The sequence below is a fragment of the Achromobacter sp. genome, from assembly GCF_032113835.1.
GTDB lineage: Bacteria > Pseudomonadota > Gammaproteobacteria > Burkholderiales > Burkholderiaceae_B > Achromobacter.
The window spans coordinates 91,076-108,730 of the sequence record NZ_DAMCTG010000003.1 but is presented as its reverse complement, the minus strand read 5'-3'; the positions used below and the strand labels follow the sequence as shown (position 1 = coordinate 108,730).

The 17,655-nt window shown below is 66.7% G+C and carries 12 protein-coding genes; 7 read left to right on the top strand and 5 right to left on the bottom strand.

The window, feature by feature from the left end:
- Positions 1-90: 90 nt before the first annotated feature.
- Genes RT697_RS02310 through RT697_RS02300 form a run of 3 tightly spaced genes read left to right on the top strand, consistent with a single transcriptional unit; the run spans position 91 to position 4,053 of the window.
- Positions 91-2,379 carry an NADP-dependent malic enzyme gene (locus tag RT697_RS02310; protein ID WP_313696807.1) on the top strand — a complete coding sequence of 763 codons (2,289 nt, stop codon included), beginning with the start codon at positions 91-93 and terminating at the stop codon, positions 2,377-2,379.
- Positions 2,360-3,589: a patatin-like phospholipase family protein gene (locus RT697_RS02305; RefSeq protein ID WP_313696806.1), complete on the top strand. Its 1,230-nt coding sequence runs from the start codon at positions 2,360-2,362 to the stop codon at positions 3,587-3,589. Before RT697_RS02310 ends, RT697_RS02305 begins: the two co-directional genes overlap by 20 nt.
- Positions 3,586-4,053, top strand: coding sequence for a barstar family protein (locus tag RT697_RS02300; RefSeq protein WP_313696805.1), 468 nt, complete (start codon positions 3,586-3,588; stop codon positions 4,051-4,053). The genes RT697_RS02305 and RT697_RS02300 overlap by 4 nt, the downstream gene beginning before the upstream one ends.
- A gap of 1 nt (position 4,054) precedes the next feature.
- Here RT697_RS02300 and RT697_RS02295 read toward each other — a convergent pair whose 3' ends face one another.
- A complete protein-coding gene (locus RT697_RS02295) occupies positions 4,055-4,786 on the bottom strand; it encodes a 16S rRNA (uracil(1498)-N(3))-methyltransferase (RefSeq protein WP_313696804.1) in 732 nt (243 codons plus the stop codon).
- A 205-nt stretch (positions 4,787-4,991) separates the two neighbouring features.
- On the opposite strand from RT697_RS02295, the gene tkt reads away from it, so the two are divergent.
- The 4 genes from tkt (at position 4,992) to RT697_RS02275 (ending at position 11,564) form a co-directional block, all read left to right on the top strand.
- Complete coding sequence (tkt, locus tag RT697_RS02290; RefSeq protein WP_313696803.1) at positions 4,992-7,028, top strand: transketolase; 2,037 nt, start codon at positions 4,992-4,994, stop codon at positions 7,026-7,028.
- A 15-nt stretch (positions 7,029-7,043) separates the two neighbouring features.
- A complete protein-coding gene (gene gap / locus RT697_RS02285; RefSeq protein ID WP_008162963.1) occupies positions 7,044-8,054 on the top strand; it encodes a type I glyceraldehyde-3-phosphate dehydrogenase in 1,011 nt (336 codons plus the stop codon).
- A gap of 92 nt (positions 8,055-8,146) precedes the next feature.
- Positions 8,147-9,343, top strand: coding sequence for a phosphoglycerate kinase (locus RT697_RS02280; RefSeq protein WP_313696802.1), 1,197 nt, complete (start codon positions 8,147-8,149; stop codon positions 9,341-9,343).
- A gap of 532 nt (positions 9,344-9,875) precedes the next feature.
- Entirely contained in the window at positions 9,876-11,564 is a 1,689-nt protein-coding gene (locus RT697_RS02275; protein ID WP_313696801.1) for a SulP family inorganic anion transporter, read from the top strand.
- A 252-nt stretch (positions 11,565-11,816) separates the two neighbouring features.
- On the opposite strand, the gene fabI is transcribed toward RT697_RS02275, so the two are convergent.
- The 4 genes from fabI to RT697_RS02255 form a co-directional block, all read right to left on the bottom strand.
- Positions 11,817-12,590, bottom strand: coding sequence for an enoyl-ACP reductase FabI (gene fabI / locus RT697_RS02270; RefSeq protein ID WP_191576012.1), 774 nt, complete (start codon positions 12,588-12,590; stop codon positions 11,817-11,819).
- Positions 12,587-13,771 carry an acetate kinase gene (locus RT697_RS02265; protein WP_313696800.1) on the bottom strand — a complete coding sequence of 395 codons (1,185 nt, stop codon included), beginning with the start codon at positions 13,769-13,771 and terminating at the stop codon, positions 12,587-12,589. Before RT697_RS02265 ends, fabI begins: the two co-directional genes overlap by 4 nt.
- A gap of 69 nt (positions 13,772-13,840) precedes the next feature.
- Positions 13,841-14,785, bottom strand: a complete 945-nt coding sequence (locus RT697_RS02260) for a phosphate acetyltransferase (RefSeq protein WP_291383097.1) — start codon at positions 14,783-14,785, stop codon at positions 13,841-13,843.
- A gap of 5 nt (positions 14,786-14,790) precedes the next feature.
- Positions 14,791-17,427 carry a DUF3141 domain-containing protein gene (locus tag RT697_RS02255; RefSeq protein WP_313696799.1) on the bottom strand — a complete coding sequence of 879 codons (2,637 nt, stop codon included), beginning with the start codon at positions 17,425-17,427 and terminating at the stop codon, positions 14,791-14,793.
- Positions 17,428-17,655 lie beyond the last annotated feature (228 nt).

The window sequence follows — 17,655 nt, the reverse complement described above, 5'->3', positions numbered from 1 at the left end:
GAAAGAGCATGGCCCGCGTATCGCACGGCCCGTCATGGGAATAGAATTCCTCCCTCTTTCGTGTCACACACTCTAGCCAGTAGCCGCCCTATGGATGCCAACCTTCGCAAAGCCGCCCTTGAATATCACGAGCACGGGCGCCCCGGCAAAATCTCGGTCACGCCGACCAAGCAGCTGACCAACCAGCGCGATCTGGCGCTGGCGTACTCGCCCGGCGTGGCGGCGGCCTGTGAGGAAATCGTGGCGGATCCGGCCAACGTGTTCCGCTACACGGCCCGCGGCAACCTGGTGGGCGTCATCACCAACGGCACCGCGGTGCTGGGCCTGGGCAACATCGGCGCGCTCGCCTCCAAGCCGGTCATGGAAGGCAAGGCGGTTCTGTTCAAGAAGTTCGCCGGCCTGGATGTCTTCGACATCGAAATCAACGAAACCGATCCGGATAAGCTGGTCGAGATCATCGCCGGCCTGGAGGCCACCTTCGGCGGCATCAACCTTGAAGACATCAAGGCGCCGGAGTGCTTCACCGTCGAGCGCAAGCTGCGCGAGCGCATGAAGATTCCCGTCTTCCACGACGACCAGCACGGCACGGCGATCTGTGTGTCGGCCGCCTTCATCAACGGCCTGAAGGTCGTGGGCAAGGACATCAAGAAGGTGAAGGTGGTCACGTCCGGCGCCGGCGCCGCGGCGCTGGCCTGCCTGGACCTGATGGTCGATTTGGGCCTGCCGCTGGAAAACATCTGGGTGACCGACATCGAGGGCGTGGTCTATGAAGGCCGCACCACGCTGATGGATCCGGACAAGGCGCGTTTCGCGCAAAAGACGGATGCCCGCAAGCTGGCCGAGGTGATTCCCGGCGCCGACGTGTTCCTGGGCCTGTCGGCCGGCGGCGTGTTGAAACCCGAGATGGTCGCCGCCATGGGCTCGCGTCCGCTGATCCTGGCGCTGGCCAACCCCACGCCGGAAATCCTGCCGGAAGTGGCGCACGGCGTGCGCGACGACGTTGTCATGGCCACGGGCCGTTCGGATTACCCGAACCAGGTCAACAACGTGCTGTGCTTCCCGTACATCTTCCGCGGCGCGCTGGACGTGGGCGCCACGACCATCACGCGTGAAATGGAAATGGCCGCGGTGCACGCCATCGCCGATCTGGCCGAGGAAGAGCAGAACGAAGTCGTGGCCGCGGCTTACGGCACGTTCGACATCTCGTTCGGCCCCGAATATCTGATCCCCAAGCCCTTCGATCCGCGCCTCATCGTACGCATTGCGCCGGCCGTGGCCAAGGCCGCGATGGAAGGCGGCGTGGCGACGCGTCCGCTGGCGGATCTGGAAGCCTACGAAGAACAGCTGCAGCAGTTCGTGTACCACTCGGGCGCGTTCATGAAGCCGCTGTTCTCGGCGGCCAAGCGCATCGTGCGTGAAGGCGGTCCGGCGCGCATCGTGTTTGCGGAAGGCGAAGACGAACGCGTGCTGCGCGCCGTGCAGGTGGTGGTGGACGAAGGCCTGGCCCGCCCGATCCTGGTCGGCCGCCCGTCGGTGCTGCTGACCCGCATCGAAAAGCTGGGCCTGCGCCTGCGTCTGGGCGAAGACGTCGAAGTCACCAACCCCGAATACGACGAGCGCTTCCATCAGTATTGGACGACCTACTGGGAACGCATGTGCCGCCGCGGCATCACCAAGGAAATGGCGCGCGTGGAAATGCGCCGCCGCATGACGCTGATCGGCGCGATGATGGTGCACCTGGGCGATGCCGACGGCATGGTCTGCGGCTCCGTCGGCGCGTATCACGACCACCTGCGCTTCGTGGATGAAGTGATCGGCCGCCGCCCGGGCCACAACGTGTACGCTGCCATGAACATCCTGCTGCTCAACGAGCGCACGGTGGTCCTGGTGGACACGCACGTGAACGACGAGCCCACGGCCGAGCAGATCGCGGAATTCACCGTGGCCGCCGCGCGCGAGATGCGCCGCATGTATCTGGCGCCCAAGGCCGCGCTGATGTCGCGCAGCAATTTCGGCTCGGGCAGCTCGGCATCGGGCGCCAAGATGCGCCGCGCGCTGGAACTCGTGCGCCAGATGGATCCGGAATTGGAGATCGACGGCGAAATGCACGGCGACTGCGCGTTGGACGAGGCCCTGCGCATGCGGATCCTGCCGTCCTCCACGCTGAAAGGCGAAGCCAACCTGCTGGTGTGCCCGAACGTGGACTCGGGCAACATCGCCTACAACCTGCTCAAGACGGCGGCGGGCGGCAACGTCGCGGTGGGGCCGTTCCTGCTGGGCGCCAATGCCCCCGTGCACATCCTGACCTCCAGCTCCACCGTGCGCCGCATCGTCAACATGACCGCGATGACGGTGGTCGATGTCAATACGCCACGTTGAAGTGACGCCGGCCGGCAGGGCGTGCCCACGCACGCCCACCGGCCTGGTCCTGACGGGCGGCGGCGCGCGCGCCGCCTACCAGGTCGGGGTGCTCAGCGCCATCATGGAGCTGCTGGACCCGGACTGGCATTCCCGATTCCAGAACCCCTTCGACATCATCTGCGGCACGTCCGCCGGCGCCATCAACGCCGCCGCGCTGGCCTGCCGCGCAGACCGCCCGCATCTGGGCGTGCGGCGCATCCGCCGCCTCTGGTCGTCGCTGAACACCGACATGATCTACCGGGCCGACGCGCCCGGCCTGATCCGCACCGGCGTGCGGTGGCTGGGCCTCTTGTCGCTGGGCTGGATGTATTCCGGCCTGACGCGCAAGCGCCCGCACTCGCTGCTGGACAATTCGCCGATGCAGGGGCTGCTGGAGCGCGTGCTGGACTTCAGCAATCTGCGTTCCAACCTGGAGAGCGGTTCGCTGTCCGCGCTGGCCATCACCGCGTCCGGCTACACCAGCGGCGAGCACCTGACGTTCTACCAGGCGCACACCCCCATCGAACCGTGGCACCGCTATTTGCGGCTGGCCATTCCCACGCCCATCGGCATCGAGCACCTGATGGCGTCGTCGGCCATTCCCTTCGTCTTTCCGGCGCGCCAGGTGCAGGTGCACGGCAAGGGCGAATGGTGCGGTGACGGCTCGATGCGCCAGCTTGCTCCCATCAGCCCGGCGATCCACCTGGGCGCGCACCGCGTCATGGTGATCGGCACGGGCTATCGCGACGACACCCATCCCGAAAACCGCGAGGCCTCGCCGCCGTATCCGTCGCTGGCGCAGGTGGGCGGGCATGCGCTGTCGAGCATCTTCCTGGATGGCTTGTCGGCGGATGTCGAGCGCCTGGAGCGCATCAACTACCTGAGGGACCACGCCGATCCGAACGGCGCGCCGCCCACCGTGCGCCGCATCGAAGTGCTGACCATCACCCCCAGCCAGTCGCTGGATTTGATGGCGCTCGAACATTTGCACGATATGCCCGCACAAGCGCGTGCGCTTTTCCGCGTACTCGGTGTATCGTCCGATCCAAACCGTCCGGGGGGCGGGGCGCTGATGTCATACCTCCTGTTCGAAGCCGGCTACACCAAGCGATTGATAGAACTGGGTTATGCCGATACGATGCGACGTAACGACGAAGTGATCGCCTTTTTCAGGGAGGCACAGGCATGACGCGCAATGGCCAATCTTCTTTGCAGCGGCAGCTGATGCGCGGCGGAGCGCTGGCTCACGACGGGCTCGACAAGAAGGCCGTGGTGGACGCCGCACACGAACTTGGCCTGTCCTTGTTTGTTGCCAATTGCGACCCGTGCCGCAGCCGCTCGGCCGTATTGCGCGCCATCGTCAAGGCGGTGGATTTCCCCGAATACTTTGGCGGCAACCTGGACGCGCTATACGACTGCCTGTGCGACACGGTGCTCGATCACAAATCCGGCGTGGTGTTGTGGCTGTACCGCCTGCATTCCGGGGATCCGGCGCTTGAAGAGGACGCCGGCCGCATCGAAACCGTGTGCTCCGATGCCGCGGATTTCGCGCACGAAAACGGCCGCGTGTTTGCCTATGTGATCGAACACGCTGGCGCGCATCCCGAACCCGAACCCGGCGTGGCCGCCGCGCCCTACGGCGAAAACGACTGACCTACCACCCGCGCAGGGCGCTGATCGCCGACAGCAGCGCCAAGCCGGCCGTCTCGGTGCGCAGCACCCGGGGGCCAAAGCGTACGGCCTGCACACCCGCCTTGCGGGCCGCTTCCAATTCCTTGTCCGACCAGCCGCCTTCCGGCCCGACCAGCAGGGTGATGCCCGTCTGATCCGATGCGCCTTGCAACATGCCGGCCAGGTCTTGCTCGGCCTCGGGGTGGCAGAGCACGCGCAGGCCGTCGGCGGGCTCGGCCAGCCAGTCTTCCAGCGTCAGCGGCGCGTCGACGGTCATCAACCGGTTGCGGCCGCATTGTTCGGCTGCCGATTGCGCGATGCGCTGCCAGTGCGCGACGCGCTTTTCCAGCCGGGCGCCCGACAACTGCAATACGCTGCGCTGCGCGGCGATGGGGCTGACCCGGGCCGCGCCCAGTTCCACGGCTTTTTCCACCACCCAATCCATCTTGTCGCCCGACGGCAGTCCCTGGGCCAGCGTGATGCGCCCGCCCAGTTCGGCCTCGCGGGGATTGAAGTCGCCCAGTTGGGCAAAGCCGGCCTTGCCCTCGACTTCCAGCACCGCCGGGTATTCGCCGCCCTGGCCGTTGAACAGCGTGACGGCTTCGCCAGCGCGCAGGCGCAGCACGCGCAGGGCGTGATGGGCCAGAGCGTCGGGCAGGGCAATGCGGGCGCCGGCGGCCAGCGGGGCGTCGCAGTAGAAACGGGGGGCGGGCATGGGGAGCAGGCTTCGAAATGTGAGGGGACTGACAAGTTCGCGTAGCCTACCACTCCCCGCAGATTCCTCTGGAAACCCGCGATTACATAGGGCATCCGGCCGATGGCCTACGGGAAATCCCCTGATGCTAAAATCTCCTGCTTCGCAACCTACTCAACCGGCCCTATTTCCTCTGTAGGCGCGCCGGTTTCAAAGAGCCTTCCGAATGAGCAATCCGACCGCCCCTAAACTTGCCTTGGCGGATGCCATCCGCGCCCTCGCGATGGATGCCGTGCAACAAGCGAACTCCGGGCATCCGGGTGCTCCCATGGGCATGGCGGAAATCGCCCAAGCCTTGTGGGCCGGCAACCTGCGCCACAATCCCAAAGATCCCGCCTGGGCCAACCGCGACCGCTTCGTGCTGTCCAACGGCCACGGTTCGATGCTGATCTACGCCCTGTTGCACCTGACGGGCTACGACCTGCCGATCGAAGAAATCAAGAATTTCCGCCAGCTGCATTCCAAGACGCCGGGCCACCCCGAAGTGGGCATCACCCCGGGCGTGGAAACGACCACCGGCCCGCTGGGCCAGGGCCTGGGCAATGCCGTGGGCATGGCGCTGGCCGAAGCGCTGCTCGCCGCCGAATTCAACAAGCCGGGCCACACCCTCGTCGATCACCACACCTACGCGTTCACCGGCGACGGCTGCCTGATGGAAGGCATCTCGCACGAAGTGTGCTCGCTGGCCGGCACGCTCAAGCTGAGCAAGCTGGTTGTGCTGTACGACGACAACGGCATCTCCATCGACGGCCATGTGGAACACTGGTTCGCAGACGACACCGCCAAGCGCTTCGAAGGTTACGGCTGGAACGTCGTCCGCGGCGTGGACGGCCATGACGTCGCCGCCGTCGACGCCGCCATCAAGGCCGCGCGTTCGCAGTCGGACAAGCCCACGCTGATCGTCTGCCGCACCGTGATCGGCAAGGGTTCGCCCAACATGGCCGGCACGCACAACGTGCACGGCGCGCCGCTGGGCAAGGACGAGATCGCCGCCACGCGCACCGCGCTGGGCTGGTCGTCGGAACCCTTCCAGATTCCGCAAGACGTGTACGACGGCTGGGACGGCCGCAAGCAGGGCGCCGAAGCCCAGGCCGAATGGCAGAAGCGCTTCGACGCCTACGCCGCCGAATTCCCCGCCGAGGCCGCCGAATTCACGCGCCGCATGAAGGGCGAAATGCCCGCCGGCTACGCCGAACAGTTCACGGCCTTCCTGAATGCCACGCTCGAAAAGGGCGAAACCGTCGCCACCCGCAAGGCCTCGCAATTCGCGATCGCCGCGCTGGCGCCGCTGCTGCCGGAAATGCTGGGCGGCTCGGCCGACCTGACCGGCTCCAACTTCACCGACTGGAAGGGCGTTGCCGCCGTCCGCGCCGGCGACAAGGGCATCCAGCTCGGCCGCCACATCAACTACGGCGTGCGCGAATTCGGCATGGCCGCCATCATGAACGGCATCGCGCTGCACGGCGGCTACCTGCCGTTCGGCGGCACGTTCCTGACGTTCTCCGACTACTCGCGCAACGCCATCCGCATGGCCGCGCTGATGAAGCAGCGCGTCGTCCACGTGTTCACGCACGACTCCATCGGCCTGGGCGAAGACGGCCCGACCCACCAGTCGATCGAACACGCGGCCAGCCTGCGCCTCATCCCCAACCTGTCGCTGTGGCGTCCTTGCGATACGGCCGAGACCGCCGTCGCCTGGAACGCGGCCGTGACGCGCCCCACCAGCATCGGCATGGATGTGCATGACGGCGGCCCCACGGCCCTGTTGCTGTCGCGCCAGAACCTGCCGTTCGTGCAGCGCGACGCGGCCACCGTGGATGCCATCGCCCGCGGCGGCTATGTGCTGCGCGATGCCGAAGGCGCCCGCGCCGTCATCATCGCCACCGGCTCCGAAGTCGCCATCGCCCTGGACGCCCAGGCGCAGCTGGCCAAGGAAGGCATCGCCGTGCGCGTGGTGTCCATGCCCAGCACCGACGTCTTCGACAAGCAGGACGCCGCCTGGAAGCAATCCGTGCTGCCCAAGGGTCTGCCGCGCGTGGCTGTCGAAGCCGGCGTCACCGCCTTCTGGCATAAGTACGTGGGCCTGGAGGGCGCCGTGGTCGGCATCGACTGCTACGGCGAATCCGCACCGGCCGGCGCACTGTTCAAGTTCTTCGGGCTGACCGCCGACAAGGTGGCCGAGACCGTCAAGCAAGTTTTGTAAAAAAGGAGCTTAGTCATGACCATTCGCGTCGCCATCAACGGTTACGGTCGCATCGGCCGCAACATCCTGCGTGCCCACTACGAAGGTGGCAAGAAGCACGATATCGAAATCGTCGCCATCAACGATCTGGGCGATCCCAAGACGAACGCGCACCTGACGCGCTACGACACTGCCCACGGCAAGTTCCCGGGCACCGTTGAAGTCGACGGCGAGTTCATGGTCGTCAACGGCGACAAGATCCGCGTGCTGGCCAACCGCAACCCGGCCGAACTGCCGTGGGGCGAGCTGAAGGTCGACGTCGTGCTGGAATGCACGGGCTTCTTCACCACCAAGGAAAAGGCCGGCGCGCACATCAAGGGCGGCGCTAAAAAGGTCATCATCTCGGCCCCGGGTGGCAAGGATGTCGACGCCACCATCGTCTACGGCGTCAACCACGGCGTGCTGAAGTCGACCGACACCGTCATCTCCAACGCGTCGTGCACGACCAACTGCCTGGCCCCGCTGGTCAAGCCGCTGAACGACAAGCTGGGCCTCGAAAACGGCCTGATGACCACCGTTCACGCCTACACGAACGACCAGGTCCTGACCGACGTCTACCACGAAGACCTGCGCCGCGCGCGTTCGGCCACGATGAGCATGATCCCCACGAAGACCGGCGCCGCCGCCGCCGTGGGCCTGGTCCTGCCGGAACTGAACGGCAAGCTGGACGGCTACGCCATCCGCGTCCCGACCATCAACGTGTCGCTGGTCGACCTGTCGTTCGTGGCCAGCCGCGACACGACCGCCGAAGAAGTGAACAGCATCCTGAAGGCCGCCTCGGAAGGCGAACTGAAGGGCATCCTGGACTACAACACCGAACCCCTGGTCTCGGTCGACTACAACCACAACCCGGCCTCCAGCACCGTTGACGCGTCGCTGACCAAGGTCTCGGGCCGCCTGGTCAAGGTCTCGTCCTGGTACGACAACGAGTGGGGCTTCTCGAACCGCATGCTCGACACCACCGTCGCGCTGATGTCGGCCAAGTAAGCACACCGCCAGTCCAGAGGGGACGGATTTGTTTTCCGCCGTTGCGGAAAATGGGTTCGTCCCCTTTGTTCGCCTACCGAAGGAATCCAAATATGTCCAAGGTCAAAACTTTGTCCGCGCTGGCCAAGGCCGGCGCGCTGTCCGGCAAGCGTGTGTTCATCCGCGCCGACCTGAACGTCCCGTTCGATGACGCCGGCCGCATCAGCGAAGACACCCGCATCCGCGCCTCGGTGCCCGGCATCCGCCTGGCGCTGGACGCCGGCGCCGCCGTGATGGTCACGTCCCACCTGGGCCGTCCGAAGGAAGGCGTGCTGACCGACGCCGATTCGCTCGCCAAGGTCGGCCAGCGCCTGTCCGAGCTGCTGGGCATGCCCGTGCAGCTGGTGCGTGACTGGGTCGATGGCGTGCAGGTCGATCACGGCCAGGTCGTGCTACTGGAAAACTGCCGCGTCAACGTCGGCGAAAAGAAGGATGACGAGGCGCTGGCCAAGAAGATGGCCGCGCTGTGCGACGTCTACGTCAACGACGCCTTCGGCACCGCCCACCGCGCCGAAGCCACCACGCACGGCATCGCGCGCTTTGCCACCGTGGCCTGCGCCGGCCCGCTGCTGGAAGCCGAACTCGACGCCCTGGGCCGTGCGCTGCACGAGCCCAAGCGCCCGCTGGTCGCCATCGTGGGCGGCTCGAAGGTGTCGACCAAGCTGTCCATCCTGCAATCGCTGGCCGACAAGGTCGATCAGCTGGTGGTGGGTGGCGGCATCGCCAACACGTTCATGCTGGCCGCCGGCCTGTCCATCGGCAAGTCGCTGGCGGAACCCGACCAGGTCGATCAGGCCCGCGCCGTGATCGACATCATGAAAAAACGCGGCGCGGCCGTGCCGATTCCCGTTGATGTGGTGTGCGCCAAGTCGTTCGGCGCCGACGCCGAGGCCACCGTCAAGGCGGCCTCCGACGTGGCCGACGACGACATGATTCTGGACATCGGCCCCAAGACCGCCGAACAACTGGCCGGCATCCTGAAGCAGGCGGGCACGATCGTCTGGAACGGCCCGGTGGGCGTGTTCGAATTTGATCAATTCGCCAACGGCACCGAAGTGGTGGCGCGCGCGATTGCCGACTCCGAAGGCTTCTCGATCGCCGGCGGCGGCGACACGCTGGCCGCCATCGCCAAGTACAAGATCGGCGAGCAGGTCGGCTACATCTCGACGGGCGGCGGCGCATTCCTGGAATTCCTGGAAGGCAAGACCCTGCCCGCCGTGGCCGTGCTGGAAGCCCGCGCGGCGGAGTGATTCCGGCCGTAAACGCCGCCCTGTGAAGGGGCGGCGTGCGGCGGGTGTCTGACGTTTTCACCAGGTGTCAGACACCCGGGCGGCACCGAGGGCATGCCCTGGATGTGCCTATGGGTGTCAGACACCTTGGACCGTCTCCACTCTCCAGGTATCTGACACCCTTATGCGCTGGCCGCCAAGGACGAACGGGTGCTGCATGAGTGTCTGACACCGGGCCACCAGCGCAAACGCACTCTCCAGGTGTCTGACACCCTTATGCGCTGGCCGCCAAGGTCGAGCGGGTGCTGCATGGGTGTCTGACACCGGGCCACCAGCGCAGACGCACTCTCCAGGTGTCTGACACCCTTACGCGCTGCCCGCCAAGCTCGGACGGGTGATGCATGGGTGTCTGACACCGGGCCAACAGCGCAGACGCCAGCCACCCGCAGCCGCCGCCTTGATCCGTCGCGCGCCGCGCGGCTTGGGGTTGGTGTAGGCTTGGGCGTTCGCCCGCCGCTCGCGGGAATTCACTTGCGATTTGTCCCGCTGCACCATGAATCTCCGCTTTATTCCTGGCCTGGCCAACTTCCAGGGCATCACCCGTGAATCGGCGCGGCGTGACGTTACCGCGGGGCTGAGCGTCGCCGCCGTGGCCCTGCCGGTCGGGCTGGCGTATTCTGCCATGATGGGCGTGCCGCCCGTCGCCGGCCTGTGGGCTGCCATCGCGGGCATGCTGGCCTACGCATTCTTCGGCTCGTCGCGTACCCTCATCGTCGGTCCCGACACCGCCACCTGCACCCTGATTGCCGCCACGCTGACCGGCATGGCGCTGACCACGCCCGAAGCGCGCCTGCTCGGGGCCACCAGCATTGCGCTGACCGTGGGCGTGGGCTGCCTTATCGCGCGTGTCCTGCGCCTGGGCGTGCTGGCCAACCTGCTGTCGCGGCCGGTGCTGATCGGCTATATGGCCGGCGTGGCGATCACGCTGGCCATGTCTCAACTCAGCGGCCTGACCGGCGTGGGACTGCGCAACAGCGGCCTCATTCACCCATTCATGGAACTGTCGCACCGCCTGTCCGAGATCCGACTGCCGACGTTGTTCCTGGGCCTGGCTTCCTGCATCTTCCTCGTGGTGGTCAAGCGCGTGCGGCCCTCGTGGCCCGGCCCCATCCTGCTGGTCGTGGCGACCTGCGTGCTGTCCTGGCTGTTCAATTTTCCGGCGCTGGGCATCGCGGTCGTGGGCGACGTGCCGGCCGGGCTGCCGTCGTTCAACCTGCCGGTCAGCCTGGAAGGTGTGGACGGCATCCTGCTGGGCGCGGCGGGCGTCCTGGTCGTCAGCTTTTCCAGCGGCATCGTGACCGCGCGCAGCTTTGCGGCGCGCACGGGCGAACACGTGGATCCCAATCGCGAGCTGGTCGGCTTCGGCGCGGCCAACGTGGCGGCCGGGCTGTTCCAGGGGTATGTCGTGACGGGCGCCGACTCGCGCACGGCGGTCGGGCTGGTGGCCGGGGGCTCGTCGCCGCTGGTCAGCATCAGCGCCGCGGCGGCGCTGGCCGTGGTGGTGGGCCTGCTGAGCGCGCCGCTGTATTGGCTGCCGCAGTTTGCGCTGTCGGCCATCCTGCTGCTGGCTGCGGCCAGCCTGTTCGATTGGCAGGCCTTCAAGCGGTTGGCGCGCATCTCCCGGATCGAACTCGCCTTCGGCGTGTTGGCGGCCGTGGGCGTAGTGGGGTTCGGCGTGTTGCAGGGCGTGGCCGTCTCGGTGGGCGCGACGCTGCTCTACGCCATGTACGTGTCCGGCAATCCCCGCGATGCGCTGCTGGGCCGTCTGCCCGGCGAGACCGTGCTCGGCAAGCTGCATCTGAATCCGGAAGCCAAGCCGGTCCCCGGCGCGGTGATCTGGCTGTTCGAATCCTCGGTGTGGTTCTTCAACGCCGACGCCTTCCGCCGTCGCGCCCGCGAGATCATCGAGCAGGCGGGCGACGTGCGTTGGTTCGTGCTGGATGCCGAAGCCATGACGCAGGCCGACGCCGACGCGGTCGAGGCGCTGTATGAGCTGAAGCGCAATCTGGACGAGCGCGGTATCACGCTGCTGGTGGCTGGCGGCCACGGCAAGTTCCGCGAGGCGCTGCAGCGTTCGGGACTGGTCAAGAAGATCGGGCCGGACAGAATCTTCGGCAGCCCTGAGCAGGCGGTCGACGCCATCGAGCGCTGGCGCCAGGGCGGGCCGGCGACGCTGGCCTGACCTTCAAATGACCGGGGTGTCTGACACCCTGGAAAATTGCCCTATGCCCTTCGACGCCGCATGCAGGGTGTCAGACACCCAGCGCAAGCAGACGGCGCGACACCCTGCAATACATCGTACCCCGGGTGTCTGACACCCTGGATAAGTGCCCTATGCATTTCGACGCCGCCTGCAGGGTGTCAGACACCCAGCGCAGGCAAACAGCCCGACAACGATGCACTCCGTTGTTCCCGCAGAGGCCGGCGCCCCGCCTCAATCGATGATGTGATACCCGCCGTCGATGTACAGCGTCTGCCCCGTCATCAGCCGCGCCGCATCCGTGGCCAGCCAAGCAGTCGCTTCGCCCACGTCGTCAATCGACACCAGGCTGCGCGCCGGCGCCTTCGCCTGGGCGCGGTCCAGCATCGTATCGAACTCCGCGATGCCGGACGCGGCGCGCGTCTTCAGCGGACCTGGCGAGATCGCATGCACGCGGATGCCCTGCGGACCCAGCTCGGCCGCCAGATAGCGTGTGGCGGATTCCAGTGCGGCCTTGACCGGCCCCATCATGTTGTAGTGCTCGACCACCATCTGCGAGCCGTAATAGCTCATGCAGAAGAGGGCGCCGCCATTGCGCATCAGCGGCTCGGCCAGCTTGGCCATGCGGATGAAGGACCAGCACGACACGTCCATCGCCTGCAGGAAGCCTGCGCGCGAGCAGTCCGTGACGCGCCCGTGCAGATCGTCGCGCGGCGCGAAGGCCACCGAATGCAGCACGAAATCCAGCTCGCCCCATTCGTCCGTGATGCGGCTGAAGACGGCTTCCAGCTCGCCGTCGTTCAGCAGGTTCATGGGCATCAGCAATGGCGCTTGAACCTGCTGCGCCAGCGGCGCCACGTGCGGCAGGGCCTTGTCGTTCAGGTAGGTCACCGCCAGTTCGGCGCCCATGGCACGAAACGCCTTGGCGCATCCCCACGCGATGGAGTCGGCGTTGGCGATGCCGGTCACCAGCCCGCGCTTGCCGGCCAGCGGCAGATGCGCGCTCATCGCTGCCTCACGAGCGCGAGCGTGTGCTGCGCAATGACCAGCTCTTCGTTCGTGCGAACCACGTACACGCCAATGCGGCTGTCGTCGCTGGAGATGCGCGGCCCGTGGCGGGCGTTGCGTTCGGGGTCCAGCTTGATGCCCAGCCAGCCCCAGTGCTCGCTGATCGCCTGACGGATCTCGGCCGAGTTCTCGCCGACGCCGGCCGTGAAGACGATGCCGTCGATGCCGTTCGTCGCGCAACCCAGGCCGATCATGCCTTCGGCCACGCGCCACGCGAAATACTTCAGTGCCAGCTTGGCCGACGGCGAATTGCTGGCCAGCAGTTCGCGCATGTCGTTGCTGATGCCCGACAGGCCCTTCATGCCGCAGTCGTGGTACAGCATGTGCTCGATCTCGTCGTGGCTCATGCCCTGTTCCATCATCCACAGCACCACGCCGGGGTCCAGGCGGCCGGGGCGCGTGCCCATCGGCAGGCCTTCCAGCGCGGTGAAGCCCATGGTGCTGTCCACGCTCTTGCCCTGGTGCATCACGCAGGCCGACACGCCCGAGCCGAGGTGGGCGACGACGATCTTGCCCATCGCGAGGTCGGGCAGCGTCTGCTTCAGGCGCTGGGCGATGTACTCGTAGGACAGCCCGTGAAAGCCGTAGCGGCGCACGCCTTCCAGATACAGGCGCTCGGGCAGCGCATAGCGATCGGCGACGTCGGAATGGCTGCGATGAAACGCCGTGTCAAAGCAGGCGACCTGTGGAATCCACGGCCGCCGTTCGCGAATGACGCGGATCGGCGCCAGGTTGTTGGGCTGGTGCAGCGGCGCGAGCGGCGTGAACGTTTGAAGCCGGGCCAGGATGTCGTCGTCGATCAGCACCGGCTCGGACAGGTCCGGCCCGCCGTGGACCACGCGATGCCCCACGGCCAGCGGCGCGCCGCCCAGGTGGCCGCTCAGCCACGTGCCGACGACCTCCTGCGCGTTGGGCACGTCCGGTGCATGGCTGGGCGCGATGTCGCGCTCGAGCAGCGTCTCGCCTGCCGCGTCGCGCACCCGCAGGCGCGGATGGGTGGTGCCGATGCCTTCGAGCTGGCCGCCCAGCCGGGGCGCCAGTTCATGCTTGTCGTCGATGTCGTACAGGTAGAACTTGATGCTGGAACTGCCGGCGTTGATGACGAGGATGGTGTCGCTCATGGCGGTGTGCTTCCACGTTGAGACAAGTCGCGCGGCGGCCCGCGGGGGGCGGGCCGGGGCTGGGAGTTTTCAGGCCAGCGGTCTGGCCTGCTGCTGGGCAAGGTGGTTGGCGTAGATCGCCGCCACCGCGCACGACGCCAGGCGCGAACGGGGGCTGTCGGCGCGGCTGGTCAGGATGATCGGCACGCGCGCGCCCAGCACGATGCCGGCGGCCTCGGCGTTGGCAAGAAAGGTCAGGTTCTTGGCCAGCATGTTGCCGGCTTCCAGATCAGGCACCACCAGCACCTGCGCCACGCCGGCCACCGGCGAGCGGATGCCCTTGATGCGCGCGGCATCGGGGCTGATCGCGTTGTCCAGCGCCAGCGGGCCGTCGAGCACGCCGCCCGCGATCTGGCCGCGGTCGGCCATCTTGCACAGGGCGGCCGCTTCGATGGTGCTGGGGATGCTGGGGGTGACCTGTTCGACCGCCGACAGGATGGCCACACGCGGTTCGCCCAGCCCCAATCCCAGATGCAGGTCGATCACGTTGCGGATGATGTCGGCCTTGGTTTCCAGATCAGGAAAGATGTTGATGGCAGCGTCGGTGATGAACAGCGGCTCGGCGTAGGTCGGCACTTCCATGATGAACACATGGCTGATGCGCCGGCCGCTGCGCAGGCCCGTCGTGCGCGCCACGACTTCGTGCATCAGTTCGTCGGTGTGCAGGCTGCCTTTCATCAGCAGCGACGCCTCGCCGCTGCGCACCAGCGCCACGGCGGTTTCCGCGGCCGCATGGCTGTGCGGCGCATCGACGATGCGGGCGTCGCCCAGGTTCAGCTTGAACTGCTCGGCCGTGTCGCGGATCTTGCCTTCGGGACCGACCAGAATGGGCCGCAGCAGGCCCAGATCGCGCGCTTCGAGCGCGGCGGACAGAGACGGTTCATCGCACGGATGGGCGATCGCGCAGGGCGCCGCCTCCAGTGTTTGCGCGCGCGCGATGAGTTTGTCGTAGTGGGTGGACGTCGGGAGGCTCATGGGTCTCAGGCTTTGGCGGGTTGACGGGCGGCGGCTGCGCGCTTGGCGGGCGCCTTGGCCGGGGTCGCGTCCGCGGCGGACTTTGAAGCGGACTTGGGGGCGGACTTCGATGCGGTCTTGGGCGCTGCCTTGGCGGCGCCATTGGCGGCAGGCTTTGCCGACTTGTCAGCCGACTTGTCAGCCGTTTTGGCGGCCGTTTTGGCAGCCGGCTTTGCGGCGGACTTCGATGCCGTTTTCGACGTGGCCTTGGTCGCGGCGTTCGACGCAACCTTCGACGCGGACTGCTGCGCCTTCTTGGGCGGCTCCGCCTCGTTCACGGCCTTACCCGCCGCGTCAGGATGCGGCCGGGCGGTCTTGGCGGGCACCTGGGCAGCCAAGTCGACCAGGTCTTGCACCGGATAGGCCGACTTGGCGGCGGCAGCGCCACGCGACGCCGCAGGCGGCTGACCCTGTTCGCGCCGCTGCGCGCGGCGTTCGGCGGCTTGAAAGATGCGCTCCATTTCGTCCAGGCTTTCGCGCGCCGCGTCGCTCAGCGGCTCGGCGGCTTCCAGGACTCCCTTCATGGCGATCAGGCTGGCGCGGATTTCCGCAGCCGTCGAATCTTCCAGCAGATGCGGCATGGCCTGAATTGCAGCGTCCGAATCCAGCGTCATCATCAAGGCCTGGTCGCGGATGACGTCCTTGAACGCCTCCAGCGTCAGCGCGTTGTCGGCCTCGGCGCGCATCTTGCGGATCAGCGCGAAGCTGCGCTCGTCCAGGCCGCCCTCGGCGCCCGATACGTACAACAGCATCCGGATGGCCGCGACGCGCAATCCGCCTTCCTGCAGCATCGAACGCAGTTTCGCGGCGCGGTCTTCCATGAAGCGGCGATGCTCCGGCGATACGCCAGGGTGCGTGCGCGGCGGGCCGGACTTTGCACCCAGGCCGGCCAGATCCTGCACCACGGGCGAGCCGTAGACGCTCATGAAGGTGCGCTCGTCGGCTGAATCGCGCAGTTCCTGGAAGATGTTCAGGCTGGTCTCGATCCAGTTCGAGAACATCTCCTGCGCCACCACGAAGGGATTGGTGGGCGCGGCCTGCTGGCGATTCTCGCGCACCTGTTCGGCCACCTTGGCGATGGGCGCAATGAGCGGATTGCGGTCGGAGATCAGTTCGTAGGGCAGGCGCAGCGGGTGCATGCGCTGCATCCACTCGGCCGATTGCGGCGTCACCATGGCGCGCAGCCACGGCTGGACGAAACTGCGGTACATGCCCAGATTGATGTCCGAGATACGGGCCACCGCGGCAAAGCGCTGGTCGTCTTCTTCCTTGCGGTCGACGATGGCGCGAACGTCGTCCAGCTTGCGCTGTTCGAAGGACAGCACGTAGTTGCCGAAGGCCAGGTCGGCGTTGGGCGTGTCCGGCGTCTTGTCGGCGATCTCGGCCTGGTAGATGCCGGGCGGGAGCACATCGATCATGTCGATGTTGGAGGTGAATTCCTGGTGTTCCTTGCGGGCCACGCTGCCGGACACGAAGATGCCCAGGTGGCCGATGCTTTCGTGGATGGCGTAGACGATGGTCTGGCCGTGGGCCAGGACTTCGGCCTCGTTCTGGTACAGGTCGGGAATCCAGCCCAGCGCCTGCGGGGGCGGGGTGATGTTGTCGCCCTTGGAGCAGAACACCACGATGGGCGAGCGGATGTTGCGCAGGTCGATGCGGATGCCGTCGGACGTCACCAGGCCGGCGGTGGCCAGGCGGTTGCCGACGAACAGGTTGTCGACGATGTACTGGATCTCGGGCCCGTTCAGGAAGACATGGCCGCCCCACCATTTCTCGAAGCTCAGGTAGCGATCGGCTTCAGTGTCGACCTTCGCGTACAGGTTGTACTGCTTGGACCACAGCGTGTTGGCGGGATTGAGGTTCTCGAAGTTCTGCACCAGCCAGGCGCCGTCGAACTTGCCGTTGCCCAGGTCGCTGGTCATGGCCGTGAGCCAGCTTCCGCCGAGCAGGCCACCCGCGTAGCGCATGGGATTCATGTTGCGCCAGCCCGCCCAGTACGACAGCGGCGCGCCTGCCACGATGATCGGCCCGAACAGTTCGGGACGCACCGCCGCAGTCATCATGATCTGCCAGCCCGCCTGGCAATTGGCGACGACCACGGGCTTGCCCTCGGCGTCCGGGTGCAGCGCAATGATTTCTTCCAGGAAGCGCGCCTCGGCCATCATCACGTCTTCGACGGTCTGGGTGGGCATGGGCTGCGGCAGGAAGGTCGCAAAGTAGCAGGGATGCCCCGCGCGTATGGCCACGCCGATTTCGCTTTCGGGCTTGAAACCGCCGATGCCCGGACCGTGGCCCGCTCGCGGATCCACCACCAGGAAGGGACGCTTGATCGGGTCCGTTTCCACGCCGGCCGGCGGCTTGATCCGCAACAGGCCATAGTTGACCGGGCGGGGCAGCTCGCGGCCATCCAACACCAGTTCGAATTCCATGCTGAGCACGTTGGGCGCGCGCTTGGCCATGTGTTCGTGATACTGGTTGCCGCGCTGGCGCATCACGTCCGCGTAAAGCACGCCGCGTTGCCAGGCGTCCACGGCGTATTCGTAGGCGGCCGTCCACGGGTTGATGGACGGGGCGAGCGTGTGATCGGAGCCGGATCCGGCCATGGCGATCTCCTGTAATGAGCTGCCGGCGACAGATGGCCGCCGAGCCGGTCCCCAGTGGAACCGGCGAAATTGACCTCCCCATTACACCGCAACCGATGGTGCGGTGCAACATCGGCGCGTTTGCGGGAGGTCAAAGGGGCCGGTCAGCCCGATTCAGACGGGCGCGGGGCAGACCGCTTCGGCATGACCGCCGTCACAGGGGGGACAGCAGATCGGCAACGGCGCGTG

What these genes read in the sequence shown, in the direction of transcription:
- RT697_RS02310 (WP_313696807.1), top strand. Translation starts at nt 91, where the DNA reads ATGGATGCCAACCTTCGCAAAGCCGCCCTTGAATATCACGAGCACGGG.
- RT697_RS02305 (WP_313696806.1), top strand. Translation starts at nt 2,360, where the DNA reads ATGTCAATACGCCACGTTGAAGTGACGCCGGCCGGCAGGGCGTGCCCA.
- RT697_RS02300 (WP_313696805.1), top strand. Translation starts at nt 3,586, where the DNA reads ATGACGCGCAATGGCCAATCTTCTTTGCAGCGGCAGCTGATGCGCGGC.
- RT697_RS02295 (WP_313696804.1), bottom strand. Translation starts at nt 4,786, where the DNA reads ATGCCCGCCCCCCGTTTCTACTGCGACGCCCCGCTGGCCGCCGGCGCC.
- tkt (WP_313696803.1), top strand. Translation starts at nt 4,992, where the DNA reads ATGAGCAATCCGACCGCCCCTAAACTTGCCTTGGCGGATGCCATCCGC.
- gap (WP_008162963.1), top strand. Translation starts at nt 7,044, where the DNA reads ATGACCATTCGCGTCGCCATCAACGGTTACGGTCGCATCGGCCGCAAC.
- RT697_RS02280 (WP_313696802.1), top strand. Translation starts at nt 8,147, where the DNA reads ATGTCCAAGGTCAAAACTTTGTCCGCGCTGGCCAAGGCCGGCGCGCTG.
- RT697_RS02275 (WP_313696801.1), top strand. Translation starts at nt 9,876, where the DNA reads ATGAATCTCCGCTTTATTCCTGGCCTGGCCAACTTCCAGGGCATCACC.
- fabI (WP_191576012.1), bottom strand. Translation starts at nt 12,590, where the DNA reads ATGAGCGCGCATCTGCCGCTGGCCGGCAAGCGCGGGCTGGTGACCGGC.
- RT697_RS02265 (WP_313696800.1), bottom strand. Translation starts at nt 13,771, where the DNA reads ATGAGCGACACCATCCTCGTCATCAACGCCGGCAGTTCCAGCATCAAG.
- RT697_RS02260 (WP_291383097.1), bottom strand. Translation starts at nt 14,785, where the DNA reads ATGAGCCTCCCGACGTCCACCCACTACGACAAACTCATCGCGCGCGCG.
- RT697_RS02255 (WP_313696799.1), bottom strand. Translation starts at nt 17,427, where the DNA reads ATGGCCGGATCCGGCTCCGATCACACGCTCGCCCCGTCCATCAACCCG.